24 protein-coding genes, 1 tRNA gene and 3 pseudogenes are annotated in these 24,544 nt (G+C 69.8%); 16 read left to right on the forward strand and 12 right to left on the reverse strand.

Annotation, left to right across the window (positions count from 1 at the left end; genetic code table 11):
• Positions 1 to 11: 11 nt before the first annotated feature.
• The 4 genes from ispD (at position 12) to ABWO84_RS07695 (ending at position 4,419) form a co-directional block, all read left to right on the forward strand.
• Positions 12 to 1,250 carry a 2-C-methyl-D-erythritol 4-phosphate cytidylyltransferase gene (gene ispD, locus ABWO84_RS07680; protein ID WP_353113928.1) on the forward strand — a complete coding sequence of 413 codons (1,239 nt, stop codon included), beginning with the start codon at positions 12 to 14 and terminating at the stop codon, positions 1,248 to 1,250.
• Entirely contained in the window at positions 1,247 to 2,656 is a 1,410-nt protein-coding gene (cysS, locus tag ABWO84_RS07685) for a cysteine--tRNA ligase (RefSeq protein WP_353113929.1), read from the forward strand. Before ispD ends, cysS begins: the two co-directional genes overlap by 4 nt.
• Complete coding sequence (gene rlmB, locus ABWO84_RS07690) at positions 2,649 to 3,650, forward strand: 23S rRNA (guanosine(2251)-2'-O)-methyltransferase RlmB (protein ID WP_353113930.1); 1,002 nt, start codon at positions 2,649 to 2,651, stop codon at positions 3,648 to 3,650. Before cysS ends, rlmB begins: the two co-directional genes overlap by 8 nt.
• A gap of 127 nt (positions 3,651 to 3,777) precedes the next feature.
• Positions 3,778 to 4,419, forward strand: coding sequence for an NAD(P)-dependent oxidoreductase (locus tag ABWO84_RS07695; RefSeq protein ID WP_353113931.1), 642 nt, complete (start codon positions 3,778 to 3,780; stop codon positions 4,417 to 4,419).
• Between the two features lie 98 nt (positions 4,420 to 4,517).
• Here ABWO84_RS07695 and ABWO84_RS07700 read toward each other — a convergent pair whose 3' ends face one another.
• Both ABWO84_RS07700 and ABWO84_RS07705 read right to left on the reverse strand, forming a co-directional pair.
• A complete protein-coding gene (locus ABWO84_RS07700; RefSeq protein ID WP_353113932.1) occupies positions 4,518 to 5,822 on the reverse strand; it encodes a DUF4032 domain-containing protein in 1,305 nt (434 codons plus the stop codon).
• Positions 5,823 to 5,907: 85 nt separating this feature from the next.
• Entirely contained in the window at positions 5,908 to 7,011 is a 1,104-nt protein-coding gene (locus tag ABWO84_RS07705; protein WP_353113933.1) for an ABC transporter ATP-binding protein, read from the reverse strand.
• Between the two features lie 212 nt (positions 7,012 to 7,223).
• Here ABWO84_RS07705 and ABWO84_RS07710 point away from each other — a divergent pair, with 212 nt between their 5' ends.
• On the forward strand, positions 7,224 to 8,210 hold the full coding sequence (locus tag ABWO84_RS07710; RefSeq protein WP_353113934.1) for a DsbA family protein: 987 nt from the start codon (positions 7,224 to 7,226) through the stop codon (positions 8,208 to 8,210).
• Between the two features lie 8 nt (positions 8,211 to 8,218).
• Here the strand turns inward: ABWO84_RS07710 and ABWO84_RS07715 are convergent, their stop codons facing one another.
• A complete protein-coding gene (locus ABWO84_RS07715) occupies positions 8,219 to 8,896 on the reverse strand; it encodes an AAA family ATPase (RefSeq protein WP_353114000.1) in 678 nt (225 codons plus the stop codon).
• Between the two features lie 140 nt (positions 8,897 to 9,036).
• Here ABWO84_RS07715 and ABWO84_RS07720 point away from each other — a divergent pair.
• Positions 9,037 to 9,109 (forward strand) — tRNA-Thr (locus ABWO84_RS07720).
• Between the two features lie 62 nt (positions 9,110 to 9,171).
• A complete protein-coding gene (locus ABWO84_RS07725) occupies positions 9,172 to 9,552 on the forward strand; it encodes a YybH family protein (protein WP_353113935.1) in 381 nt (126 codons plus the stop codon).
• On the opposite strand, the gene ABWO84_RS07730 is transcribed toward ABWO84_RS07725, so the two are convergent.
• Positions 9,494 to 9,973, reverse strand: a complete 480-nt coding sequence (locus ABWO84_RS07730; protein ID WP_353113936.1) for a GNAT family N-acetyltransferase — start codon at positions 9,971 to 9,973, stop codon at positions 9,494 to 9,496. The two genes, ABWO84_RS07725 and ABWO84_RS07730, sit on opposite strands and share 59 nt — an antisense overlap.
• Positions 9,974 to 10,098: 125 nt before the next feature.
• Here ABWO84_RS07730 and ABWO84_RS07735 point away from each other — a divergent pair, with 125 nt between their 5' ends.
• Positions 10,099 to 12,471 (forward strand): HAD-IC family P-type ATPase, encoded by a 2,373-nt coding sequence (locus ABWO84_RS07735; protein WP_353113937.1) that lies wholly within the window; start codon positions 10,099 to 10,101, stop codon positions 12,469 to 12,471.
• A 10-nt stretch (positions 12,472 to 12,481) separates the two neighbouring features.
• On the opposite strand, the gene ABWO84_RS07740 is transcribed toward ABWO84_RS07735, so the two are convergent.
• The gene (locus ABWO84_RS07740; protein WP_353113938.1) at positions 12,482 to 13,135 is read right to left on the reverse strand and encodes an SOS response-associated peptidase family protein; all 654 of its coding nucleotides are present in this window, start codon (positions 13,133 to 13,135) and stop codon (positions 12,482 to 12,484) included.
• 173 nt (positions 13,136 to 13,308) lie between these two features.
• Between ABWO84_RS07740 and ABWO84_RS07745 the strand changes: the two are divergent.
• Positions 13,309 to 13,416 (forward strand): annotated as a pseudogene (locus ABWO84_RS07745) (IS5/IS1182 family transposase); the annotation flags it as partial.
• A 169-nt stretch (positions 13,417 to 13,585) separates the two neighbouring features.
• Here ABWO84_RS07745 and ABWO84_RS07750 read toward each other — a convergent pair.
• The gene (locus ABWO84_RS07750) at positions 13,586 to 14,092 is read right to left on the reverse strand and encodes a hypothetical protein (protein WP_353113939.1); all 507 of its coding nucleotides are present in this window, start codon (positions 14,090 to 14,092) and stop codon (positions 13,586 to 13,588) included.
• Between the two features lie 134 nt (positions 14,093 to 14,226).
• On the opposite strand from ABWO84_RS07750, the pseudogene ABWO84_RS15825 reads away from it, so the two are divergent.
• Both ABWO84_RS15825 and ABWO84_RS07760 read left to right on the forward strand, forming a co-directional pair.
• A pseudogene (locus ABWO84_RS15825) lies at positions 14,227 to 14,367 on the forward strand (hypothetical protein); the annotation flags it as partial.
• 122 nt (positions 14,368 to 14,489) lie between these two features.
• Positions 14,490 to 14,756, forward strand: a pseudogene (locus tag ABWO84_RS07760) (lactonase family protein); the annotation flags it as partial.
• Here ABWO84_RS07760 and ABWO84_RS07765 read toward each other — a convergent pair.
• Both ABWO84_RS07765 and ABWO84_RS07770 read right to left on the reverse strand, forming a co-directional pair.
• Positions 14,727 to 15,368 (reverse strand): hypothetical protein, encoded by a 642-nt coding sequence (locus tag ABWO84_RS07765; RefSeq protein WP_353113941.1) that lies wholly within the window; start codon positions 15,366 to 15,368, stop codon positions 14,727 to 14,729. The pseudogene ABWO84_RS07760 and the gene ABWO84_RS07765 overlap by 30 nt on opposite strands.
• Before the next feature lie 177 nt (positions 15,369 to 15,545).
• Positions 15,546 to 16,508, reverse strand: coding sequence for an aminoglycoside phosphotransferase family protein (locus ABWO84_RS07770; protein ID WP_353113942.1), 963 nt, complete (start codon positions 16,506 to 16,508; stop codon positions 15,546 to 15,548).
• A gap of 148 nt (positions 16,509 to 16,656) precedes the next feature.
• Here ABWO84_RS07770 and ABWO84_RS07775 point away from each other — a divergent pair, with 148 nt between their 5' ends.
• A complete protein-coding gene (locus ABWO84_RS07775) occupies positions 16,657 to 17,208 on the forward strand; it encodes a hypothetical protein (protein WP_353113943.1) in 552 nt (183 codons plus the stop codon).
• A 284-nt stretch (positions 17,209 to 17,492) separates the two neighbouring features.
• Here the strand turns inward: ABWO84_RS07775 and ABWO84_RS07780 are convergent, their stop codons facing one another.
• The gene (locus tag ABWO84_RS07780) at positions 17,493 to 18,065 is read right to left on the reverse strand and encodes a nitroreductase family protein (RefSeq protein WP_353113944.1); all 573 of its coding nucleotides are present in this window, start codon (positions 18,063 to 18,065) and stop codon (positions 17,493 to 17,495) included.
• On the reverse strand, positions 18,062 to 18,466 hold the full coding sequence (gene msrB, locus ABWO84_RS07785; RefSeq protein WP_353113945.1) for a peptide-methionine (R)-S-oxide reductase MsrB: 405 nt from the start codon (positions 18,464 to 18,466) through the stop codon (positions 18,062 to 18,064). The genes ABWO84_RS07780 and msrB overlap by 4 nt, the downstream gene beginning before the upstream one ends.
• A gap of 47 nt (positions 18,467 to 18,513) precedes the next feature.
• On the opposite strand from msrB, the gene ABWO84_RS07790 reads away from it, so the two are divergent.
• The 4 genes from ABWO84_RS07790 (at position 18,514) to groL (ending at position 22,102) form a co-directional block, all read left to right on the forward strand.
• On the forward strand, positions 18,514 to 19,524 hold the full coding sequence (locus ABWO84_RS07790; protein ID WP_353113946.1) for a DUF2332 family protein: 1,011 nt from the start codon (positions 18,514 to 18,516) through the stop codon (positions 19,522 to 19,524).
• Between the two features lie 9 nt (positions 19,525 to 19,533).
• Positions 19,534 to 19,791, forward strand: coding sequence for a DUF3263 domain-containing protein (locus ABWO84_RS07795; RefSeq protein WP_353113947.1), 258 nt, complete (start codon positions 19,534 to 19,536; stop codon positions 19,789 to 19,791).
• 41 nt (positions 19,792 to 19,832) lie between these two features.
• A complete protein-coding gene (locus ABWO84_RS07800; RefSeq protein ID WP_353113948.1) occupies positions 19,833 to 20,378 on the forward strand; it encodes a LytR C-terminal domain-containing protein in 546 nt (181 codons plus the stop codon).
• A 107-nt stretch (positions 20,379 to 20,485) separates the two neighbouring features.
• A complete protein-coding gene (gene groL, locus ABWO84_RS07805; protein WP_353113949.1) occupies positions 20,486 to 22,102 on the forward strand; it encodes a chaperonin GroEL in 1,617 nt (538 codons plus the stop codon).
• 113 nt (positions 22,103 to 22,215) lie between these two features.
• Here groL and ABWO84_RS07810 read toward each other — a convergent pair whose 3' ends face one another.
• On the reverse strand, positions 22,216 to 22,503 hold the full coding sequence (locus ABWO84_RS07810; protein WP_353113950.1) for a WXG100 family type VII secretion target: 288 nt from the start codon (positions 22,501 to 22,503) through the stop codon (positions 22,216 to 22,218).
• 299 nt (positions 22,504 to 22,802) lie between these two features.
• Complete coding sequence (locus ABWO84_RS07815) at positions 22,803 to 24,542, reverse strand: sensor histidine kinase (RefSeq protein WP_353113951.1); 1,740 nt, start codon at positions 24,540 to 24,542, stop codon at positions 22,803 to 22,805.
• Positions 24,543 to 24,544 lie beyond the last annotated feature (2 nt).

Raw genomic sequence — 24,544 nt, forward strand, 5'->3', positions numbered from 1 at the left:
AGCGTGTGAGCGTGACCCTCATCCCCGTCCCCTCCGCCGCGATCATCGTCGTCGCCGCCGGCTCCGGCACTCGCCTGGGCGCGGGGGCGCCGAAGGCCTTCGTGGGCATCGACGAGCGGTCGATCCTCGCCCACGCGCTCGAGGGCGTGTTCGCGGCCGATCCGTTGCAGGTGATCGTCGTGGCGCCCGTGGGGCGTGAGGGCGAGGCCGAGGCGGAGCTGCGGGCCGCGGGCGGTGACCGCGCCGATCTCGGCGTCGTCGTCACCGGAGGGGAGACCCGGCAGTCCTCGGTGGCGGCTGGGCTCGCGGCGCTCTGGGGCGATGTGCGCACGGTGCTCGTGCACGACGCCGCCCGTGCGCTCACGCCCTCCTCGCTCATCGACGCCGTCGTCGCGGCGGTGGACGAGCGCACGGGTGTGATCCCCGCCCTCCCGGTGGTCGACACCCTGAAGAAGGTGGACGACGACCTCGTCGTGGCCGCCGTGGACCGCGCCGTGCTCGCCGCCGCCCAGACGCCGCAGGGCTTCCCGCGCGCCGCGCTGGAGGCGTCCTACGCCGCCGCCCTCGCCTCCGGCGCCGAGTACACCGACGATGCGGCCCTGTTCGCCGCGGCCGGGCACGGGGTGCGCCGGATCCCCGGCTCGGAGCGCGCGTTCAAGATCACCACCGGCGCCGACCTCGAACGTGCCCGCCACCTGATCGGCTCCGCGCCCGCGGCCCCCCACACCGCCCCGCGCCCGGCGGCGGTGCTTCCTCGCGTGGGCGTCGGCACGGATGTGCACGCCTTCGGCGGGGACGGGGTGCTCTGGCTCGCCGGGCTCGAGTGGCCGGGGGAGCCCGCGCTCTCCGGGCACTCCGACGGCGATGTCGTGGCCCATGCGATCGTGGACGCGCTCCTCGCCGCGGCCGGGCTCGGCGACATCGGCGAGCACTTCGGCACCTCGCATCCGGAGTACGCCGGGGCGCACGGAGCGGTGTTCCTGTCGCGCACCCGCGAGATCCTCGCCGCGGCCGGCTACGCGATCGGCAACGTGTCCGTGCAGTTCCAGGGGAACCGCCCGCGCTTCAGCCCCCGCCGTGCCGAGGCCGAGGGAGTGCTCTCGGCGGCCCTCGGCGGCGCGCCCGTATCGGTCTCGGCCACCACGACCGACGGGCTCGGGTTCAGCGGCCGGGCCGAGGGGATCGCCGCCACCGCCGTGGCCCTCGTCGCTGCAATCGGTCAGGAGCGCCCCGGTACGCTAGAGCGGTGACCCTCCGCCTGTACGACACCCGCGCCCAGCAGCTGCGCGACTTCGTCCCGCTCGACGACTCGAACGTGACGATGTACGTCTGCGGGCCGACCGTGCAGTCCGGTCCGCACATCGGTCACGTCCGCGCGGCCCTGAGCTTCGACCTGCTGCGGCGTTGGCTGGCGAACAGGTACGGACGCGTCACCTTCGTGCGCAACGTCACCGACATCGATGACAAGGTGCTCGTGAACGCCACCGATTCCGAGCCGTGGTGGGCGCTCGCCTACCGGATGGAGCAGGAGTTCTCCCGCGCCTATGCCGCGGTGGGCATCCTCCCTCCGACGTATGAGCCCCGGGCGACCGGGTTCATGCCGCAGATGCACGAGCTCATCGCCCGGCTCATCGAGCGCGGTCACGCCTACCCCGCGCCGGACGGATCGGGCGACGTCTACTTCGATGTGCGCTCCTGGCCCGCCTACGGTGCGCTGACGCATCAGTCGGTGGACGCGATGGAGGCGGCGGAGGACGCCGACCCGCGCGGCAAGCGCGCTCCGCAGGACTTCGCGCTCTGGAAGGGCGCCAAGCCCGGGGAGCCCGCCGATGCGGTGTGGGACTCGCCCTGGGGCCCGGGACGCCCGGGGTGGCACATCGAGTGCTCGGCGATGTCGCGGCGCTACCTCGGCCCCGAGTTCGACATCCACGGCGGAGGCCTGGACCTGCGCTTCCCCCACCACGAGAACGAGCTCGCCCAGTCCACCGCGGCGGGCGACGGCTTCGCGCGGTACTGGGTGCACAACGGGCTCGTGACGGTCGCCGGGCAGAAGATGTCGAAGTCGCTCGGCAACTTCACCCTCGCCGCCGACGTGCTCGCCGACCACGATCCGCTCGTCGTCCGCTACGCGCTCGCGGCGGCGCACTACCGCTCGGGGCTCGACCTGTCGGAGTCGTCCTGGGCCGAGGCCGAGACGGCTCTCGGGCGCATCCGCTCGTTCCTGGAACGCGGGCAGCGTCTCGCCAACCCCGGCATGTCGCAGTGGCGTGAAGGACTGCCGACCGAGTTCGTCGAGGCGATGGACGACGACCTGGCCGTTCCCCGCGCGCTCGCCGCGATCCACGGCAGCATCCGCTCGGGCAACGCCCTCCTCGATGCCGGCAGGAACGAGGAGGCGAAGCAGGACGTGATGGACGTCATCCTCATGACGAACGTCCTCGGCATCAATCCGAACACCCCGCAGTGGCGCACGGACGGCGCAGGTGCGGCGGCGTCCGCGCTCGATGCGCTCGTTCAGGAGATGATCACCCAGCGTGCGCAGGCGCGCGCTGACAAGGACTGGCCCGCCGCCGACCGCATCCGCGATGCGATCGGCGCGGCGGGCATCACTCTGGAGGACACTCCGGACGGAACGCATTGGAGCATCGATGGCTAAGCCTGGCCGCCCGGGAGCGGGCAACAGCAAGAAGAAGGGCGCCACCAAGGGCACCGGCGGCAACGGCCGCAAGGCGCTCGAGGGCAAGGGGCCCACACCCAAGGCCGAGGACCGCAGTTGGCACGTCGCCGGCAAGCGCAAGGCCGCCCAGGAGCGCTATTCCGCGGCCGGCGGCAAGGGCCGCCCCGGTCAGCGTCCGCAGCCGGGGAACGTCAACCGGCAGTCGCGCGCCAAGTCGACCGACGACACCGAGACCGTCACCGGACGCAACTCGGTGCTCGAGGCGCTGCGTGCGAAGATCCCGGCGACGACGATGTACATCGCCCAGCGGGTGGAGATGGACGACCGTGTGAAGGAGATGCTGGCGATCGCGCGGCACCGCGAGATCCCTGTGCTCGAGGTCACCCGGCAGGAGCTCGACCGGATGGCCGGCTTCGACGGTGTGCATCAGGGCGTCGCGCTCAAGGTGCCGCCGTACGAGTACGCGCACCCGCAGGACCTTCTCGAGCAGGTGATCGACCGCGGGGAGACCCCGCTGTTCATCGCTCTCGACGGCATCACCGATCCGCGCAACCTCGGGGCGATCATCCGTTCGGCCGCGGCCTTCGGCGGCCACGGCATCATCCTGCCGCAGCGCCGCTCGGCGAGCGTGAACTCCGCCGCGTGGAAGACCAGCGCGGGAGCCGCGGCACGTCTCCCCGTCGCGCTCGCCGCGAACCTCACCACGCAGCTCAAGGAGTTCAAGAAGCAGGGCGTGTTCGTGCTGGGGCTCGACGGCGAGGGAGACGTCGCTCTGCCGGCGCTCGAGCTGGCGGACCGCCCGGTCGTGATCGTGGTGGGCTCCGAGGGCAAGGGCCTCTCGCGGCTCGTCACCGAGACGTGCGACCAGATCGTCTCGATCCCGATCTCCGCGGCCACCGAGTCGCTGAACGCGGGGATCGCCGCCTCCGTCGCGCTCTACCAGGTGTCGACGCTGCGCGCCGCGCTTGACTGAGAGTGCACGGATTCCCACCCGAGGAATGGGCATCGGGAGCACGGCGTTTCCACCGGTGCGCCGCTGATCGGCGCGCACGCCTCCGGCCGATGACCCGGCCGGATCAGCTCTGAGGAGAGGAATCACCATGTCCCGCATCGTCGTCATCGGAGGAACCGGCTACGCCGGAGCGCACATCGCCCGGGAGGCCGTCAGCCGCGGCAACGAGGTCACCGTGATCTCCCGCCGCGCACCGGAGGCGCCTATCGACGGCGTCGTCTACGTGCAGGGCTCCGTGCTCGACCTGGACGCCCTCGGCGACGTGTTCGCCGGCGCCGACGCCGTGGTCTCGTCGCTGTCGCCGCGCGGCGACATGGAGAACGCGGTGCTCGACGTGCTGCGCGGCCTCATCGCGAAGCTCGCCGGCACCCCGACGCGACTCGGCGTCGTGGGCGGCGCCGGAGGCAGCCTGAGCGCGGAGGGCGGGCCTCGCCTGATCGACCTCGACTTCCCCGAGGAGTACAAGCACGAGGCGCAGGTGGGCGTCGACTCCCTCGAGCTGCTCCAGCAGTCCGACGCGTCGCTCGACTGGTTCCTCATCCACCCGGCCGAGGTCTTCGGGCCGTGGGCGGAGGGGGAGCGCACCGGCGGCTACCGCACTGGGGGTGCCGTGGTGGTGCGCGACGAAGAAGGGGGCTCGTTCATCTCCGGCGCCGACTTCGCGATCGCCGTCGTCGACGAGATCGAGGCCCCGAAGCACCACCGCGACCGCTTCACCGTCGGCTACTGAGCACGACCGCATCCGCGGCAGGCCGCCGATGAGCGCATCCTGGAGGCGCGCTCATCGGCGCTTCTGCACAGAGAGCGTCGCCGCCGCAGGGCGAGCGGTCACACCAGATCGCGCCAGTCGATCGAGCCGCTGTCGTCCGACACCTCGACCGCTCCGGTCACGACGGGCAGGCTCATCGTCTCGGTCGGCGGGCCCATGATGGTCGCCTCGTCGCGGCGATGTCGCAGCACCTCGTTGATGTAGCTCGTCAGCACCTCGGCGAGCGGCACCGAGCGCCCCTGCGCCTGAGACAGGTACCAGCGATGCTCGAGCACCTGGTGGAAGACCTCCGCCGGCTCCAGCTTCGCGCGCAGGTCGTAGGGGATCGCGCGCACGACGGGCTCGAACACGCGGGTGAGCCACTCGTGGGCGTACATCTCCTCGTCGGCCCAGTGTTTGGACGAACGTGCACGGAACTCGTCGAGATCGTTGAGCAGGCGCCGGGCTTGGTTCTCCTCGACGTCGAGGCCGGTGAGGCGGATGAGGCGCCGCTGATGGTGCCCGGCGTCCACCACCTTCGGCTGGATGTGCACGACCGCCCCGTCGGCCGTGGTGTTCATCGACATCTCGTCGATGTCGAAGCCGAGGGCGTTCAGTCGCTCCACCCGCTCGGTGATGCGCCAGGTCTCGTTCGCGGAGAACGACTCCTCGTCGGTGAGCGCCGCCCACAGCGCCGTGTAGGAGGAGACGATGCCGTCGGCGATCGCGACCGCGTCGACGCCGCGTTCGAGGCGGCCACCCGCGGCGAGGTCGAGGATCTCGCCGGCGATGTTGGTGCGGGCGAGATCGAGATCGTAGGCGCGCTGCCCGTCGGTCAGCCCCTCCTCGTGCAGCTCTCCCGTCTCGGCGTCGACGAGATAGGCCGCGAACGCCCCGGCGTCACGGCGGAACAGCGTGTTCGACAGCGAGACGTCGCCCCAGTAGAAGCCGACGTTGTGCAGCCGCACGAGCAGCAGGGCCAGCGCGTCGACGAGACGGGTGGCGGTGTCGGGTCGCAGCACGCGCGTGAACAGCGCGCGATAGGGCATGGAGAACCTCAGGTGCGAGGTGACGAGCGCGGCGGGCAGCGGCCGCCCCTCGGCATCCGTCCTCCCGGCGATCACGGCGACCCTGCTCACGCAGGGGACGTCGAGCCGGGCGAGGTTCCCGAGCATGTCGTACTCGCGCTGCGCCATCTCGGCGGTCGTCTCCTTCACGGCGACGACACGTCCGGACAGGTCGGCGAAGCGCACCAGGTGCCGGGAGAGGCCCTTCGGCAGCGAGACGATGTGCTCGCTCGGCCACTTCGCCAGCGGGATCGCCCACGGCAGGCCGAGCAGACCGGGGTCGACCGTGCTTGCGGTGATCCGCAGGGCGTCCGACATGAAACCTCCCGGGAGACGACGCGGCGCGGGCGACCGTGTGGTCGACCCGCGCCGCGAAGGACTGCGTTATCTGTCTGGCCGGTGGTCAGGCCGAGACGATCGGCTTCTCGTTCAGGCGCTCGCCCGACTCGATGTCGAACAGGTGCACGTGACCCTGGACCGGCGCGAGGGTGATCTTGTCGCCCGCGTTCGGGTGACGGCGGCCGTCGACGCGCGCGACGATGTCGGTGCGCTTGCCGTCGATCTCCGAGTGGCCGTACAGGTAGCCGTCGGCGCCGAGCTCCTCGACCAGGTCGACCGTGACCTCGAGGCCCTGGCCGTCCTCGGGGGAGACCACGATGTCCTCGGGGCGGATGCCGATGGTGACCTGGTTGCCGCTGGCCTTGCCGGTGGCGGAGGCCTCGGTCGGGACGACCTTGGAGCCGAAGCGGATGCCGCCCTCGGCGAGGTCGACGGGGAACAGGTTCATCGCCGGCGAGCCGATGAAGCCCGCGACGAAGACGTTGCTCGGGTTCTCGTACAGGTCGCGCGGCGAGCCGACCTGCTGCAGGAGGCCGTCCTTGAGCACGGCGATGCGGTCACCCATGGTGAGGGCCTCGGTCTGGTCGTGGGTGACGTAGACCGTGGTGACGCCGAGACGGCGCTGCAGCGAGGCGATCTGGGTACGGGTCTGGACGCGGAGCTTGGCGTCGAGGTTCGACAGCGGCTCGTCCATGAGGAACACCTGCGGCTGGCGGACGATCGCGCGACCCATGGCGACGCGCTGACGCTGACCGCCCGAGAGGGCCTTCGGCTTGCGGGTGAGATACTCCTCGAGGTCGAGCAGCTTCGCGGCCTCGAGCACGCGGGCCGCACGCTCCTCCTTGCCGACGCCGGCGATCTTCAGGGCGAAGCCCATGTTCTCGGCGACGGTCATGTGCGGGTACAGCGCGTAGTTCTGGAACACCATCGCGATGTCGCGGTCCTTCGGCGGGACGTCGGTGACGTCGCGGTCGCCGATGAGGATGCGGCCGGCGTTGACCTCTTCGAGGCCGGCGAGCATGCGCAGCGAGGTGGACTTTCCGCAACCGGAGGGGCCGACGAGAACGAGGAACTCGCCGTCGGCGATCTCGATGTTCAGCTTGTCGACCGCGGGGCGGGTGCCGCCGGGGTAGAGGCGGGTGGCGTCGTCGAAAGTTACGGTTGCCATCGGTTTCTCCTTCACCGGCAGGTACGTGCCGGACGATCCGTTGTGAATGGAAGCGGCGGATTGCCCCGCCGTGGCCCCTCATCGGGCCGAGATCAGTATTGCATGGAAGCCGTTGTCTGGGTATTTCTCAGGCTGCCTGGTTAACATCGAATCCGGTGCCGCTTCCGGCGGACGGGGGCGCCCACCCCCAACCCGAACTCTCAAGAGGAACGATGTCGAGCGACGAAACGCCGAACGTCCCCGCAGCCAGCGCTTCGCGCGACGCGGTGCGGGAGAAGGCGCAGCAGGTGCACGCCCAGCAGTCCCGTGCGCGTCTGATGCGTCGGATCATCATCGGCCTGGTCGCCGTCGTGGCGGTCGGGGCGATCGGGACCGCCGTCGCCTGGGCGGTCGGCTCGACGGTGTCGAAGCCGCTGCTGCAGCCCTCCGGCATGGACGGCGACGGCGTGCCGGTGACCGAGGTCTCGGTGTCGACGCCGCAGCAGCAGCCGGCCCCGACGCCCACGCCGGGCGCCACGCAGACCGCCGACGCGCTCGGAACGGAGAAGTCGGCCGCCGACGCCGTCGACATCCACATCTACGTGGACTACCTGTCTCCGGGCGCGGGGGAGTTCGAGCGGGCCAACGCCCGCCAGCTGGCCGGCTGGATCTCCGAGGGCGCGGTCAAGGTCACCTACCACCCGGTGGCGCTCCTCACCGCCAGCTCGAACGGCACGAAGTACTCGCTGCGCGCGGCGGCGGCGTCCGCCTGCGTCGCGACCTACGCGCCGAAGCACTTCTACGACTACAACCACGAGCTGCTCACCTCGCAGCCCGCCGTCGACAGTGACGGGCGCAGCGACACCGAACTGGCCGACCTGGCCGGCGCCGTGGGCGTGGACAACGCCAAGAAGGTGCGCTCCTGCATCCAGAACGGCGATTTCATCTCCTGGGCCAAGGACGCCACGGCCCGCGCGACCGAGGGGCCGCTGCCCGGCACGAAGAAGGCGGTCCTCGGCGATGCGCCGATGATCGTCGCGAACGGCCAGACCTACGTCGGCTCGATGAAGGACCCGGCGGAGTTCTCGCAGTTCATCCTCACGCTGTCGAGCGACGCCTACTACGGCACGTCCACTCCGACGCCGACCCCCACGCCGACGTCGACCCCCACGCCTGGGGCCACGACGCCGCCGGCGACGGACGACCCCGCGACCGACTGACGGTCGGATCAGGGCGAGAGGTGCCGCAGGTACCTCTCCGGCGAGTCGAGGAAGCTGCGCCACGTGCGCACCAGATCGAGGTCGTCGTACTCGCAGCGGCGCAGACCCCAGTCGCCGACCTCGTAGAGCGTCGCCCCTGGATACGCGGCCAGGATGGGCGAGTGGGTGGACAGGATGACCTGCGAGCCGCGGGACACGAAGTCGCGCAGCTTCGCGATCAGGGCCAGGCAGCCGGAGACGGACAGCGCCGACTCCGGCTCGTCGAGCATCCACAGCCCCGTGATGCGCTCCCGCTCGTCGACGAGGTCGAGGAACGACTCCCCGTGACTGCGCGTGTGGAGGGGGCCGCCGATGCCGACCTCCTCGAGATACGTGTAGAAGCCGTGCATCGTCTCGGCGCGGAGGAAGAAGCCGCGCCGAGACGCCCCGGCGTCCCGGACCAGCTGCAGGTGCTCGGAGAGGTCGGACTCGCTCGCGCGCGTGCGGTGCGTCGCGCCGGTCGACCCGCCCTCCGGGTTCATCCCGAAGGCCACTGCGATGCCTTCGATGAGCGTCGACTTGCCGCTGCCGTTCTCCCCGGTGAGCACGGTGACCGGGCCCAGGTCGAGCCCGTCCCGGAGCAGCTGCCGTACGGGTGGGAGCGTCGCCGGCCATTCGTCGAGCGGCGCGGGGGAGAGCGCATGCATCTCGATGCGGCGGACGGGAAGACGGGGCGGCACGGATCCAGTCTGCCCCGCGCCGCCGACATCGCAACCGTCCGTCCTCAGGGAGGGTGGACGCCCGTGCCCTACAATCGAGGCTGGAGCACGGCGCCCCGGCGCCGCCCGCCGACTTGGCGCAATTGGTAGCGCACCTGTCTTGTAAACAGGTGGTTACGGGTTCGAGTCCCGTAGTCGGCTCCGAGATACGTCGCGGCGCGGTGTCATTGACGCTGCCGCGCGCGAGGAGTAGGCAGGCTCCTATGACGAGCGCAGGCGAGAACTGGGTGGCCGGGTACGTCGAGGCGTGGCGTTCCAACGATCCCGAGCGGATCGGCGCGCTCTTCGGCGAGAACGCCCGGTACTTCTCCAGTCCGGACTCCGAGCCGAGGGTCGGCAGGGACGCGATCGTGGACGGATGGCTCGAGGACTTCGACGAGCCGGGGACGTGGACGTTCCGCTGGCGGATCCTCAGGGAGGACGCGGGCTGGCTCGTCGTCCAGGGGTACACGGCCTATCCGGCGGAGCGCGACTACCTGAACCTCTGGATCGTGCAGCTCGACGACGAGGGCCGGGCCGAGGAGTTCACGGAGTGGTACATGCCCCGGACGCACGTTCCGGAGTCTTCGCCTCCCGCTCCATGAAGACGTCGACGGCGTCCTCCGCATAGGGGAGGAAGCCGTGCCGGTCGTACAGGCGCCTCGCGGCGCTGCCCTGCAGGACGTTCAGGCGGAAGGCCTCCGCGCGTCCGCTCTCCTCCCGTAGGATCCGGGCCAGCACCTCCCCACCCAGACCACGTCCCTGGAAGCGCGGCGAGAGATAGAAGTGCTCGATCCACAGCGCGCCATCCTCCGGGCGTACCGCGACGAGCCCCGCGTCCTGCCCGTCGGCGACGACCACCCGGGTGTGCGCGGGGACGAAGGCGTCGAGGAACCGCGTCCGCACCCTCTGCTCGTCGAACACCCCCACGCGTTCCAGGTCCGTGCGCAGCACCTCGGCGCGGAGCTCGGCCATCCACGCCGCGTCCGCGGCGGAGCTCGGCCGGAACCGCCAGGTCATCCCCATCCCGCCATCGAAGCACCCTCCACGTCCACGGCCAAACGGCACGCCACGGGCATCCACGTCCGGCCAGCCGTTTAGGAGGGCGCGCCCGGTAGGGTGAGGACGGCTCGATTCGGAGGGGAGATGCGGTGACGCGATACGCGCCTCTCACTGCCGCGGACGTCGCGGAGCGGATCGCCCGCGGCGAGGTGAACACGGTCGAGGACCGCACCAGCCGCAGCTTCGGCGACATCATCCGCAGCAACGTCTTCACGCGGATCAACCTCATCTATTTCGTGCTTTTCCTGATGATCCTCGGCACGGGCTACCTGATCGACGGCATGTTCGCGCTGCTGATCATCGTCAACAGCGTCGTCGGGATGGTGCAGGAGATCCGCGCCAAGCGGACGCTGGACCGGCTGGCTCTGCTCAATCGTGCCCCCGCCCGCGTCGAGCGGGCCGAGGGCGAGAGCGAGATCGATGCGAGCGAGATCGTGCTCGGGGACATCGTGCTCGTCGCCTCGGGCGATCAGATCCCGGTCGATGGCGAGGTCGTCGAGGCCGTCGGGTTCGAAGTCGACGAATCCCTCCTCACCGGAGAGTCCGAGGCCGTCGTCGGCGAGATCGGATCCACCGTGATGTCGGGTAGCTTCGTTGCCGCCGGATCCGCGCGCTTCCGTGCCACGGCCGTCGGCGAGCACGCGTATGCGAGCCGCCTCGCGAAGGAGGCGTCCTCCTTCCGGAAGCCGTCGTCCCAGCTGAGACAGGGCATCGACCGCATCCTCCTCTACGTCACATGGCTGCTGGTGCCGGTGGGGCTGCTCACGATCTTCAACCAGGTTTGGGGCAACGAACAGCCCTGGACCCAGGCGATCCGCGGGCTCGTCGCCGCCCTCGTGCCGATGGTGCCCGAAGGGCTCGTGCTGATGACGAGCGTCGCGATGGCCGTGGGCGTGATCCGCCTCGGCCGGCGCAACTGCCTGGTGCAGGACCTTCCGGCGATCGAGCAGCTGGCGCGCGTGGACGTGGTCTGCACCGACAAGACCGGCACGCTCACCGAGGACGGCATGAAGGTGCGCGCGATCGATGCAGCGGACGCCGACGCTGCGCTCGTGCGCCGTGCGCTCGCCGCGATCGGTGGCGCGGAGGGCAAGCCGAACGCCAGCATGCTCGCGATCCTCGAAGCGGTGGAGGCGGATCCGCTGCCGGTCGAACGCACGATCGCGTTCTCCTCCGCGCGCAAGTGGGCGGCGGTGCAGAGCACGGATGCCGGCACCTGGGTGCTCGGCGCCCCCGATGTGCTGCTCGGTGAAGGCGAGATGCGGGAGCGCAGCGACGCGCTCGCCGTCGAGGGCATCCGGGTGCTCGCCCTCGCCCGCACCGCGGAGCCGCTGCCGGAGGACGGTCTGCCGGGCGGCCTCGTCGCCACCGCCCTCATCGAGCTGGACCAGCGCCTCCGTGCCGAGGCGCCCGGCGCGATCGCCTACTTCGCCGACCAGGGCGTCGATCTCAAGGTGGTCTCCGGGGACAACCCGGCGGCGGTGTCCGCGATCGCCGCGGGCGTCGGCATCCCCGGGGCGGAGGCGGCGATCGACGCGCGTCGGCTCGACGTCGACGCGGAGGGATTCGACGCCGCGATCCGGGACCACTCGACGTTCGGCAGGGTGACTCCGACGCAGAAGCGCGCGATCGTGCACGCGCTCCAGGGCGACGGGCGCACCGTCGCGATGACCGGCGACGGCGTCAACGACGTGCTCGCCCTCAAGGACGCCGACGTCGGCGTGGCGATGGGATCCGGCTCGCCCGCGGCCCGCGCCGTCGCCCGCATCGTGCTCCTGGACAACTCGTTCGCCACGCTTCCCCACGTCGTCGCCGAGGGCCGTCGCGTGATCGGCAACATCGAGCGCGTCGCGACCCTGTTCCTCACCAAGACCCTCTACTCGATCCTGCTCGCGCTCGCGATCGCCCTCACCGCCGTGCCCTTCCCGTTCCTGCCCCGGCACGTGACGCTGATCTCGTGGTTCACGATCGGCATCCCGGCATTCTTCCTCGCACTCGCCCCGAACACCGCGCGCGCGAAGGACGGCTTCGTGCAGCGCGTGCTCGACGCGGCGATCCCCGGCGGGTTCGGCGCTGCTGCGGCCGCCTACGGCGCCTACCTGGTGGCGCGGTCGGTGGCGGGCGGCGGGCCGGAGCACCAGGTGGCGACGTCGACCGCCAGCTTCACCGCGCTCATCATCGTCGCCTTCTCGGTGCTGCTGTCCGTGGCGCGTCCGTACCGTCCGTGGAAGGTCGTCCTCGTCGGCGCCATGATCGGCGGGATGCTGACCGTGATCCTCACCCCGCTCGGGCGCAGGATCTTCGACCTCGACCTCGGTGACCCCCGGATCGCGCTGATCGCGGTTCTCGCGGGGGCGGCCGGCATCGCGCTGCGCCATGTCGTCGCGTTCCTCCTGCGCGCCTTCCACCGCTGGTGGGATGCGCGCCGCGCACGCCGTCGCACGCACGCCCACGCGCACTGACCTCAGACGGTCAGAAGAGCATCCCGTCGCCCTTGTCGTCGTCGCGGGGCTCGACCGTGATGCGCTCGTCGATCGCCGCCGCGGCGAGCAGCGCCTCGTCGATGAGCTCCCTGGTCCCTTCGCCGTCGAGCCAGTCGCCGGCGAAGTCCGGCGGGATGAGCAGCGGGACGCGGTCGTGGATGTGCGCAACCTGCGGCGGCGCCGGACGCATGACGACGGAGTAGCAGGTGTGCCAGCCGCCGTCCGCGGCGCGACCGCGCTGGGTGACGGCCGCCATTCCGAACAGCACGCCCGCCCCGAGCCCGAACTCGTGCCACACCCGCTGGGGCTTCTGCAGCTCGAACCATCCCGTCGAGGGCACGATCGCCCGGGAGCGCAATCCGCCGGGGCGATCCTGCAGTCGCTCCGAACGCGTGTTGATCGAGGGGAACCGTGCGGGAGCGCCGTCGACGAGGAAGCCCCACCAGCCGGGGAGCAGCGCGGGCCCCTCGTCACCGGGGGCGACGAGGGGGTTGAGGTTCTGCAGGTTGCGGCCGGTGGGACGCAGCGTCTCTCCGGCGTTCTTCTCCGCCCAGACCCTCAGCTCTTCGAGCAGCGCCTCGTCGGCGGCGTCGATGAGCTCGGAGTCGGTGAATCGGGGATCGAGGCCGTAGCTCGCGCACATGTCGTCAGGGTAGTCCCGGCCGCGGACATCGCTCCCGTCAGCGCTTCGGCTTCTTCTTGTCCTTCTTGCGGCCCTTCTCGGGCATCCGGTCGAGGAGCTCCTCCGCATCGACGGCCTTGCGCCGTCCCGGCTCCTTGCCCTCGGGGCTGCCGCCCGACGACTTGCCGCCTGACCATGCGATCGGGCGTTCCCGCGGCGGGCTGACGACGAAGACACACTTGGTCTGTGACGGCAAAGGCCGACCGCTGGCGTTCGTTCTCACTGGAGGTCAGGTAACGGACACCATCATGCTTGCTGAGACGCTGAATGCGATCCGGGTCCCCGGTGCGACCGGCCGCGATCATCGTCTCGCTGCGCCCCAGCTAGGGCATGTCCGAAGATGGCTACTCACCGGACAACGCCCACAGCGTCGACGAATTCGCGTTGATGGGGCGACAAGCGACGCCCCGTTCAATCCCTGTGATCAAACAGCAGCGAGTGGACGTTATCGTCTGAGATGACCCCCCGAGCAATCATCTCCAGCAGTCTGGTGAAACTATCCGCGACGGGAAGGGCTTTTTCGAACTCGGGTTCGGCCCCGTAGACGACAACCCCGTCAGTACGCACAGCAAGGTATGCATACTCGCCATCGCGTACGGACATGAGAATCGGGCGATGAGACGCCCAAAACGACGAAATCGCTTCAAGCTCGTCAGATGTCAAAGCCGAATCACGGCTCAGGAGTTCGAACTCGTTCCACGCATACGCACTGTCACTCGCATCAGCAAAGTCCGCGACGCAAAGGAACCAGGAGGTCTCGTCCGGGCTCGCCAGGAGGGTGAAGGACGATACCCACGAAACAACATCAGCCGGTAGCGTGTCGAGCCGCTCGGGCAACGACGCAGGCACCGCCGCAGGATGGTACTCCCACCCAGCGGAGCGCAGCGCATCCTGAGCGGCGATCAGAACATCTGTCACCCCTCAACGTTACTGGCCCCCGCAGCCAGAAAATCAACCAAACCAGCCTTGATCAACACGTCCTAGTAGCCTCGCCGCAACGGCGACACGAGCATTTCGAGAACGCGGGGAGTCCCGGCAACGTACGCGCTTGGATCGCGCAGCACGTCGGAGCAGGGACGGGACGGTTCAGCCTCGAGGATCTTATAGGGGACATCGATGTGCTTCTTGTGGCGCGCCTTCTTGCGCAAACGCCGGAACGTAGCCTGGACGATGCGGTGCGAGAGATCGAGGTGTCCGCCCGCGCGGACGCGCGTTGGAGGTTCCGCCAGTTCACCCAGCTTCGCTTCGGAGGACCCGGACATGGGCGCCATCGGGGAGATCGTGCAGATGATCGCCCCCGCCCCCGGAAGGACACAGCGGACCCCAGAGCGCAGCGGAAATCGCGCTGCACCCATCCGGCCGGTTCCTCTACGCGTCCAACCGCGGATCGCAGACGATCGCCACGTACCGCGTCGACTCCGGCTCCGGGCGGCTCTCGCTCATCGGCCACGAATCCCGCGGCATCGCCGGACCGACCAGCTTCGCCATCGCCCCCGCAGGCGACGTGCTCGACGCCACAGGGGCTCTGGAACCGCTCGGTGAGCCCGTGCCCCTACGCGCTGCTAACGTGGTCGCCTTCTGAACGTTCAGCGGAGCTCTCGCGGCGGAAGCTGGTGATGCCGATCCGCCGGCCCTTCCGCGGGGAGAGGCCCGCCTCTTCGAGCCGTAGGATCACCTGAGCGGGCAACGACGGGAGTGTCGGGGATTGTCCTTTCGGGACTCTGGCGACACCGGCGAGCACGGACGCGGAGACGCCGTCTTCTCTGTGGATCACGATGCGCGCATACTCGGTATCGCAGACCCAGCGGAGGAACGTCAGGTCTTGGTATGCGATCACCGTGCGCTGCCCGCCGTCGATCTCGACCTGCAGTTCGTCAGAGCCGAACGAGACGGTGCATGTCCTGGTGCGGCGACGCACGATCAGCATGAGCAGCAAGGTGAGTGGGATGCCGATGAGGGTTCCTGCGACGACGCTCGCGCCGCGGGCGGGGATGTGCGCGATGTCGTTGAAGACGAAGATCAGCGCGATGCCGAACGGGGCGCCGATGAGGATCGTTCCGATGATCGCTAGCGCGAGCGTGCGCAGGCGCATCGCGACACCCGCGAACCTCAGGACGGACCGACCGCCGTCGTCCTCCCATGCCGACGGTAGCGGAGGCGCAGCCTGCTTCACGCGAGCGACGGGCGAGTCCATGATTCCATCTCCTCAGAGATCTCGGCGAGGTCTCCTTGCGAGTGTATGGCGGGTTTCGAGGACGCCGAGGGCGGATCCGCTTCGTCCTCAACCGCAACAGCAGGTCGCCCATTGGCATCGGCGACCGGCTACCGCTCGCCGTCGCTGTCCCTCCCCGAAGCGGCAATAGCAGTCGATCTAGTCGCGTCGTATCAAGGCTGCGACGTCACGGATCACAGTCAGCCGGTCGCGACCGTACGTGGTCGCCATGGTCTCTTCCGAGCTGATCAAGGCCTTCCAGAGCGCCCAGGCTGCACCGCGAATCCAGGTGTCGTCCGACACGGCTAGCCGGTCGCGGAACGCGCCCCGCTCGTGGCCGGTGCAGCTGAGCCATGCAAACGCGAGGTCGCAAGCCGGATCGCCCACACAGGTCTGACCGAAGTCGATGAGGGCGACGAGTCGACCAGCGTCGTCGTACAGCACGTTCCCGGGAGACACGTCGCCATGAATCCATACGGGTGGATCACTCCAGACGGTGGTCACCGCCGTCCGCCAGAGCGCCCTGCACCCATCGGCAAGTTCCTGCGGCAGATCATTGAGAGCACGCTGCACACCTTCGCCAAGGACACTCACGTGGCACCCGCGGTACGCCGACGTGTACCCCGCCCAGGCCCCGTCCGCAGTGCTGCACGCCTGCAACTCAGCCAGAGCATCCGCAAGGCCCGTGATCGCGGAGACTCGATCGCCTGGCGCGACGGACGCCAGAGTCCGTCCCTCGATCCAGGGGCGCACAGACCAGGGGCGCCCGAACGCGGCCGACGGTGCGCCGGTCGCGACAACCCGTGGAACGGCGACGTGAAGTTGCGGTCCGAGTGTTGCGAGAGTCCGTTCCTCCCGAATCAGGCCGTCCACGTACCCATCGGCGCTGGGGAGACGGACAGCGAGAGTCTCGCCGAGACGGAACGTTCGGTTGTCCCATCCCTGTTTCTCGACCGGCTGAACGGGCAGATCAGACCACTGCGGGAACTGTTCCGCGATCAAAAAGCGCACAAGATCTGCATCGATTCCGTCTTCAGACGCCATACGCACCAAGGTACACAGCACCCGTCGCACTTCCGGAGCCGAAGAGATCATCACCTGCGCGTCGACGACGCTGCGCATACCAGCGTCGCGGAGGCTCCTGGATGAGGAGTTTGCCGCCAGCGCGGAGTAGATCGACCAGGCTCCTGAGACTTGCGGAGTGCGGTTGGTCTCGGTTTCGCGGACGCCATCCGGGCGCTCGCCGAGCTGTGATGACTAAGGTGGCTGGGTGCTGAACTCGCCTGAAGCGACCCCATCACGGCACGCTATGCGCAGGACCTTGGTCGTGTTGCTCGTGGCCGTGTGCTGTGCGGCATTGACTGTGACCGTCCTCGCGGGGCTGCGGCCATTCTTCTGGAGCGATCCCGACAGCTTCGACCCAACAATGTTGTATTTGGCGATGTCGGTCGTCGTAGGAAGCGCTCTCGCACTGCACGTCGCGGCAGGTCCTCTCGATGAGAGCGCCGACGCAGGCTGGCTCCTCGCTGTATCCATCATCACCGGCGCTCCGGCCCTGCTTGGCACCATCGCTAAGTTGTGGCTACCGTTCCTCTTCTCTTTGGGACAGGGGTGGATGGCCTTGTCCTTCGTCCCCATTCTTCCCGTGGTCGCGGGGCCCGCTTTGGGGGTCGGGATCAGTGCGGTGTATCTGTTGCGTGCAGAGGAGGCGACGCGGCGACGGCGCACGACCTCCGTTGCGGTGATCGTCGCCGCGACGGCCATCGCGCAGTTGCTCTTGCTCTTGGTGACGAGAAACAGTTCGAGCCTGTTCGGCGGTTGAGTGCCTTCCGCGGTAGCACCAGATCGAACCAGTGATGGACGCTTCTGCATCTCCCGCCGGTGAGGCTCCGGGCCTCTAGCCGCTCGGAGCGGGTGTTGATCGAAGGGCAGAATGAAACGGATGCGAAATCTCCCGAGTACCGAGGCGTCGATGAACGCCCGATAGTCGTGATCATCAAGCGTCGAGTCGAGCCCGTAACTGGCGCAAACGAGAGGCTCCTCTCCTCGAGGCCGTAGCTCGCGCGCATGTCGTCAGGGTAGTCCCGGCCGCGGACATCGCTCCCGTCAGCGCTTCGGCTTCTTCTTGTCCTTCTTGCGGCCCTTCTCGGGCATCCGGTCGAGGAGCTCCTCCGCATCGACGGCCTTGCGCCGTCCCGGCTCCTTGCCCTCGGGCCTGCCGCCGACGTACAGCCAGCCGAGCAGCTCCTCGTCCTTGCCGAGGCCGTGTGCCTTGGCGACCGGTTTCGAGCGGGTGTAGCCACCGGTGCGCCAGATGACGCCCCAGCCCGCCTCGTCGAGCAGCAGGCTCAGCGTGTGCGCGACGCCGGAGGCGACGGCCTCCTGCTCCCAGCGGGGCACCTTGTCGCTCTTGCGGTAGCTGGCGACGACGGCGATCAGCAGGGAGGCGCGCAACGGCTTCGCGGAGGGGGAGTCGTCGCCGTTCGCCTTCGCGATCGCGGCGCCGAGGCGCTCCCGGTCCTCGCCGCGCAGCTCGATGAGGCGCCAGGGGCGCAGCGACGAATGATCGGCCACGCGCCCGGCGGCGGCCACCAGCGGCAGGAGCTCGTCGCGCGTCGGTGAGTCCTCGGTGACCTTCGACCAGGACTGCCGCGCGCGGACCGCGTCGAGGGCGCTCACGACTCGTCGGGGGCGAACGTCAGCGCGAGAGAGTTCATGCAGTAGCGGTCACCGGTCGGGGTGCCGAAGCCGTCGGGGAAGACGTGCCCGAGGTGGGATCCGCACGCGGCGCAGCGCACCTCGGTGCGCACCATTCCCAGGCTCGTGTCCTCGATGAGCTCGACCGCCTCGGGGCGCACCGACTCGTAGAAGCTCGGCCATCCGCATCCGCTGTCGAACTTCGTCCCGCTCTGGAACAGCTCGGCGCCGCACGCGCCGCAGCGGTACAGGCCGTCCCTCTTCTCGTCGAGCAGCTCGCCGGTCCAGGGCCTCTCGGTCGCCGCCTCGCGCAGCACGGCGTACTCGGCGTCGCCGAGCTCGTCGTGCCACTCGGAGTCGGACTTGTTCACGCGATAGGACATGCCTCCATTCTCCCTCCTCCGCGGTGCCCGCGGGCGAGAATGGACGGATGGACACGGCACGCAGCGCGCACGACGACGTCCGCACCCGTTACGACCGGTTCGCGCGCGAGGAGGCGCCGGGGCGCAGCGACGTGTACGCGGAGTGGGCCGCGGGCGTCGTCTCCGATGCGGGGGTGCAGGACGTGCTCGTGCGGATCCCGGAGCAGCACCGCCAGCCCCCGCTCGTCTTCGCAGTGACCCGGATGCTGGGCGCGCCGGTCGGCGGCTTCCCCGCGTGGCGCGACCTCGTCGTCTCCCGGGCGGACGAGGTTGTCGCGGAGTGCTCCCGCCGCAGCATCCAGACCAATGAGCCGCTGCGACTGGCGCCCCTGCTTCCGGTGCTCTCCGAGATCGAGGGCCCGATCGCGCTGCTCGAGGTGGGCGCCTCCGCGGGTCTCTGCCTCTACCCTGATCGCTACTCCTATCGGCTCACAGACGCCGGAGGCGCGACCCGCACGGCCCTCGACCCGCGGGACGGCGCCTCCGCGGTGACGCTGAGCAGCCGGGTCGACGGTCCGCTGCCGGCGCTGCGGATGCCGGAGGTCGTGTGGCGCGCGGGGATCGACCTCGCCCCGCTCGACGCCCGGGAACCCGCGGATCGGGCCTGGCTGCGCGGGCTGGTCTGGCCGGGGGAGGAGGGCCGGGAGGAGAGGATCGCCGCCGCCCTCGACATCGCCGCCGCCGATCCTCCGCTCCTCGTGGCCGGGGACGCGGAGGACGAGCTGGAGCGCCTGGCCGCACAGGCGCCGGCCGGGGCGACCCTGGTGGTCACCACCCCCGGCGTGCTCGTCTACCTGCCGCGCGCGCGGCGGACGGCCTTCATCGAGCGGATCCGCCGGCTGCGCGCCCGCTGGATCACGATCGACGCTCCGGGGCTGCACGATGCCTGGTGTCCGGCGATCGACGCCGGGACGTGGCCCGGTTCCGCGGTCGCGCTGGACGGCGAGGTGCGCGCCGCATCCGACCCGTTGGGGCGCTGGTGGGAGTGGCGCACCGGCGGATCGGGGTCCGCCGCGTAGCCTGAGGCCATGCTCGGAGACCTCACGGATCGCGACCGCGCGATCCTCGCCCTGGAGGCGGCATGGCCGCGCCACGGGGGAGCGAAGGAGGAACGGATCCGGTCCGAGCTGGGGATGAGCCCCGCGCGGTACTACCAGCTTCTCGGGCGGCTCATCGACACGGAGCAGGCCCTCGAGCACGACCCTCTCCTCGTGCGCCGGCTGCGCCGCATCCGCGACACCCGCGCCGCGCGCCGCACCACGAGGATGCGCGGTTTCGTCGGATGATCCTCCCAGGAGTCGCTGAGCGTATGCCCTAGCATCGAGGGGTGTCCAAGCCCTCGCGTGATCGATTCGACGACGTCCCCCGCTCCACGGGCCGCGTCGGAGCGCACCGGGCCGAGGCCCCCGGGATGCGCGGCGGCATCGTCCTGCTGTGGTCCGCCGTCGCCGTCGTGGTGCTCGCCGGGATCGGGATCTTCGGGGCACTGGTCGCGATGGACCGCATCTCCTTCGGCACGGAGCCCGCGGCGACGCAGACGCCGCTCCCCGAGGAGGGGAAGGTCGACACCAGCTACACGGTGATGATCTTCAACGCCTCCGGCGACAAGGAGCGCCTGGCGCAGGTGCGCGAGAAGCTGATCTCGGCGGGATGGACGGACAAGACGATCCTCAGCACCGACGGCGCGAGCACGGACTTCCCGAAGACGACCGTGTTCTACGTGGCCGACGCCGACCAGTCGGCCGCGCTCGGTCTCGCCGACGCCCTCGGGGGCGCCGAGGTCGAGAAGAGCGACTTCTACGCGAAGTTCAACGACTCGGGTGCCAAGCAGCTGACGGTCGTGATCGGCGTCGACGGCGCCGCGTCGAAGTAGCGCAGGGCGGCTTGCACTCTCAGGGGGCGAGTGCCAGAATGGCGTTAGCACTCGCTGTCAGTGAGTGCTAAACCCCAACGCCTACGTCCAGGAGGGACGACACACTCATGGCAAAGATCATCGCTTTCGATGAGGAGGCCCGTCGCGGCCTCGAGCGCGGCCTGAACACCCTGGCCGACGCCGTCAAGGTGACCCTCGGCCCGCGCGGCCGCAACGTCGTGCTCGAGAAGAAGTGGGGCGCCCCCACGATCACGAACGACGGCGTGTCCATCGCCAAGGAGATCGAGCTCGACGACCCGTACGAGAAGATCGGCGCGGAGCTCGTCAAGGAGGTCGCCAAGAAGACCGACGACGTCGCGGGTGACGGCACCACCACCGCCACCGTGCTGGCGCAGGCGCTGGTCCGCGAGGGCCTCCGCAACGTCGCCGCCGGCGCCGACCCGATCAGCCTGAAGAAGGGCATCGAGAAGGCCGTCGCCGCCATCACCGACCAGCTGCTGGCGAACGCCAAGGAGATCGAGTCGAAGGAGGAGATCGCCGCCACCGCGTCCATCTCCGCCGCAGACCCGGCGATCGGCGAGCTCATCGCCGAGGCGATCGACAAGGTCGGCAAGGAGGGCGTCGTCACCGTCGAGGAGTCGCAGACCTTCGGCACCGAGCTCGAGCTCACCGAGGGCATGCGCTTCGACAAGGGCTACCTGAACCCCTACTTCGTCACGGACCCCGACCGTCAGGAGGCCGTCTTCGAAGACCCGTACATCCTGATCGCCAACCAGAAGATCGGCAACATCAAGGACCTGCTGCCGGTCGTCGACAAGGTGATCCAGGACGGCAAGGAGCTCGTCATCATCGCCGAGGACGTCGAGGGCGAGGCTCTCGCGACGCTCGTGCTGAACAAGATCCGCGGCATCTTCAAGTCGGTCGCCGTCAAGGCCCCCGGCTTCGGCGACCGTCGCAAGGCGCAGCTGCAGGACATCGCGATCCTCACCGGTGGTCAGGTCATCACCGAAGAGGTCGGCCTCAAGCTGGAGAACGCCACGCTCGACCTGCTCGGCCGTGCGCGCAAGGTCATCGTCACCAAGGACGAGACCACGATCGTCGAGGGCGCCGGCGAGGCAGACCAGATCGAGGGTCGCGTCACGCAGATCCGTCGCGAGATCGAGAACACCGACAGCGACTACGACCGCGAGAAGCTCCAGGAGCGCCTCGCCAAGCTCGCCGGCGGCGTCGCCGTCATCAAGGCGGGCGCGGCCACCGAGGTCGAGCTCAAGGAGCGCAAGCACCGCATCGAGGACGCCGTCCGCAACGCGAAGGCAGCCGTCGAGGAGGGCATCGTCCCCGGGGGTGGCGTCGCGCTGATCCAGGCGGCCAAGGCTCTCGACACCATCGAGCTGGTGGGTGACGAGGCGACCGGTGCGAACATCGTCAAGGTCGCGATCGAGGCTCCGCTGAAGCAGATCGCCCTCAACGCCGGCCTCGAGCCGGGCGTGGTCGCCGCGAAGGTCTCCGAGCTCCCCGCGGGCCAGGGCCTGAACGCCGCCACCGGCGAGTACGGCGACATGTTCGCGCAGGGCATCATCGACCCGGCCAAGGTCACCCGCTCGGCGCTGCAGAACGCCGCGTCGATCGCCGGCCTGTTCCTCACCACCGAGGCGGTCGTGGCCGACAAGCCCGAGAAGGCTCCGGCCATGCCGGCCGACCCGTCTGGCGGCATGGACTTCTGACCCACATCGGGCCAGGGGTGAGCGAGCCCGCGCGCAGCGTGAGCGAGTCGAGACCCCGTCCGTAGACAGAACGCCCCCGGTTCCACCGGGGGCGTTCTGCGTACCTGGATGTCTCAGCGGAACAGGCTCGCCGAATACTGATCGGCATCGGCGTATTGCGTCGCCGCGGCGCCCAGAGCGGCGCCGATCGACGCGAGCGCCTGCTCGACGTGCAGCTGCGCTCCGCGCCACTGCTCGCTGCAGCCCTGGAAGGCCAGCGATGCGCTGCCTGTCCAGGAGGACTGCAGCTGGGTGAGCTGGCTCATGAGCGCCGCCGATTCGGACTGCAGGCGCTCCATCGTGGCGCGGGCGGCGCCGTGAGCGGCGTGCACCGCATCGGTGTCGACGGTGAAGACGGACATGGATTCTCCTCTCGGTGAGCTTTGAGGCTAAGCGCACGGAGGGTGCCCCGGACTCGGGCGATCCCCGATGCGCGGAGAGAGAGGCCGACCGTGTCGCTGTGGAGGGCGAGCGGGTGCGCGTCTCGCCCCCGGGGGGGCGTTTCGTCTCGCTTCACGCGCTCAACGGCTCCGGGCGTGGTCGTTGAGGTGAGTTTCGCTCCCTCCACGTCCCCCTGTGTCAGGGGCCGCTCGCTCAGAGAGGCTCGGGGTGCTGAGCGGAGTCGCACAGCGGCGGAGACGAAACGAGGATCCGTTCCGGTTCAGAGCTCGATCGGCTCGATCGGCTGGGTCTCCTCGAGCAGGTGCTCGGGCGTCGCCCGCGCGGGGGCGAGCGGCAGGGAGACGACGAAGGTCGCGCCGCCGCCGGGGGTCTCCTCGACTCGGACCGAGCCGTGCAGCGAATCGACGATCGAGGCGACGATGGCGAGGCCGAGCCCGGATCCGCCGGTCTCCCTGGCCCGCGACGTGTCGGCGCGCCAGAAGCGCTCGAAGATCTGCTCGCGGATCTGCAGGGGCACGCCCTCGCCGTGGTCGACGATCGCGATGGTCCCCACGCCGCGCCGGCGGTCTGCGCCGACCGCGATCTCGATGGGGCTGTCCGGCGGTGAGAACCGGCGGGCGTTGCCGAGCAGGTTCGCCACGACCTGGCGTACCTTGTTCTCCTCGCCGAGCACGATCGGGGGCGTGCGCACGGGGGTGTCCGCCACCTCGTGGAAGTCGATCTCGGGCACCGGGGCGGTCTCCGAGCGGCCCCGTCTGCGAAGGCGCGCGAGGGTCGCACCCGCACGGGCCCGTGCCGTCGAGGCGTTGGCGGGGGGGCTGTTCTCCGACGGGGCCGCATCCAGGGTGTCCGCGGGTGTCGGCGTCGGAGTCCTCACGGTACCCGCGTTCGTGGTCGTGTCGATCACGGTGACCGTCGTGCCCGGGGCGGCGACCCGAACGTCGAGGGCGGCGTCGCGGGCGATCGGGCGCAGATCGAGCGGGGTGATCTCCAACTCGCGGGCGCGCTCCTCGTCGAGTCGGGCGAGGGCGAGCAGGTCCTCGACGAGGACGCCCATCCGGATCGCCTCCTTCTCGATGCGCTCCATCGCCCGGGCGGTGTCCTCCTCGCCGCGGATGGCGCCCATCCGGTACAGCTCGGCGTAGCCGCGCACGCTGACCAGCGGCGTCCGCAGCTCATGGCTGGCGTCGCCGATGAACCGGCGCATGTTCTGCACGGTCTGATCGCGCTGGGCGAGCGAGCGGTCGACGCGGTCGAGCATGGTGTTGATCGCCGCGTTGAGCCTTCCGACCTCGGTCGTCGGCTCGAGGTCGGTCAGGCGCTGGCTGAAGTCTCCCGCAGCGATGGACATCGCGGTGGACTCCACGTGCCCCAGGCGGCGGAACGTCAGCGTCACCAGACCGCGGATCAGCAGCGCCGCGATGAGGATGGTGATGAGGGCGACCGACGTGTAGACGCTGATGTAGGTCGCGACGATGCGGTCGGCCTCGTCGAGCGGGAGCGCCACGACCTGTACGTAGCCGATCGATCCCACGGTCGACTGCCGGAACGCTGCGGCCGCGTGGAAGCTCGACCCCTCGGAACCGGGGAGCGAGAACACCTGGTCGGCGGCGGCGTTCGCCTGCTGGGTGGAGTAGTGCTCGGGGAACTCCGGTGTCTCGGCGTCGCGCTGCCCGCCGGCCTCGGCGATGCGCTCCCCCTGCGTGTCGTAGAACGCGACGAAGTAGTCCGTGCGACGAGTGGCGCTCTCCTGCGGTGTGAAGACGAGCCGCCCGTTCTCGACCGTCGTCGTGAAGAACCGGTCTGCGAGGCTCGTCGTCACCAGGCTGGGGAGCTGGGCGTCGATGTTGCTGATCATCGCGTTGCGGAGGATCGGCACGGTGCCGATCCCCGCGACGACGAGGCCGAGCGCGAGCACGGCGACGGTGACCCCGGTGACCTTCGCGCGCAGGCTGATGCGCCGCCACCAGCGGGTGACGGCGTCAGACCTGTGCGACATGA

Source organism: Microbacterium sp., from assembly GCF_040394595.1.
Lineage (GTDB): Bacteria > Actinomycetota > Actinomycetes > Actinomycetales > Microbacteriaceae > Microbacterium.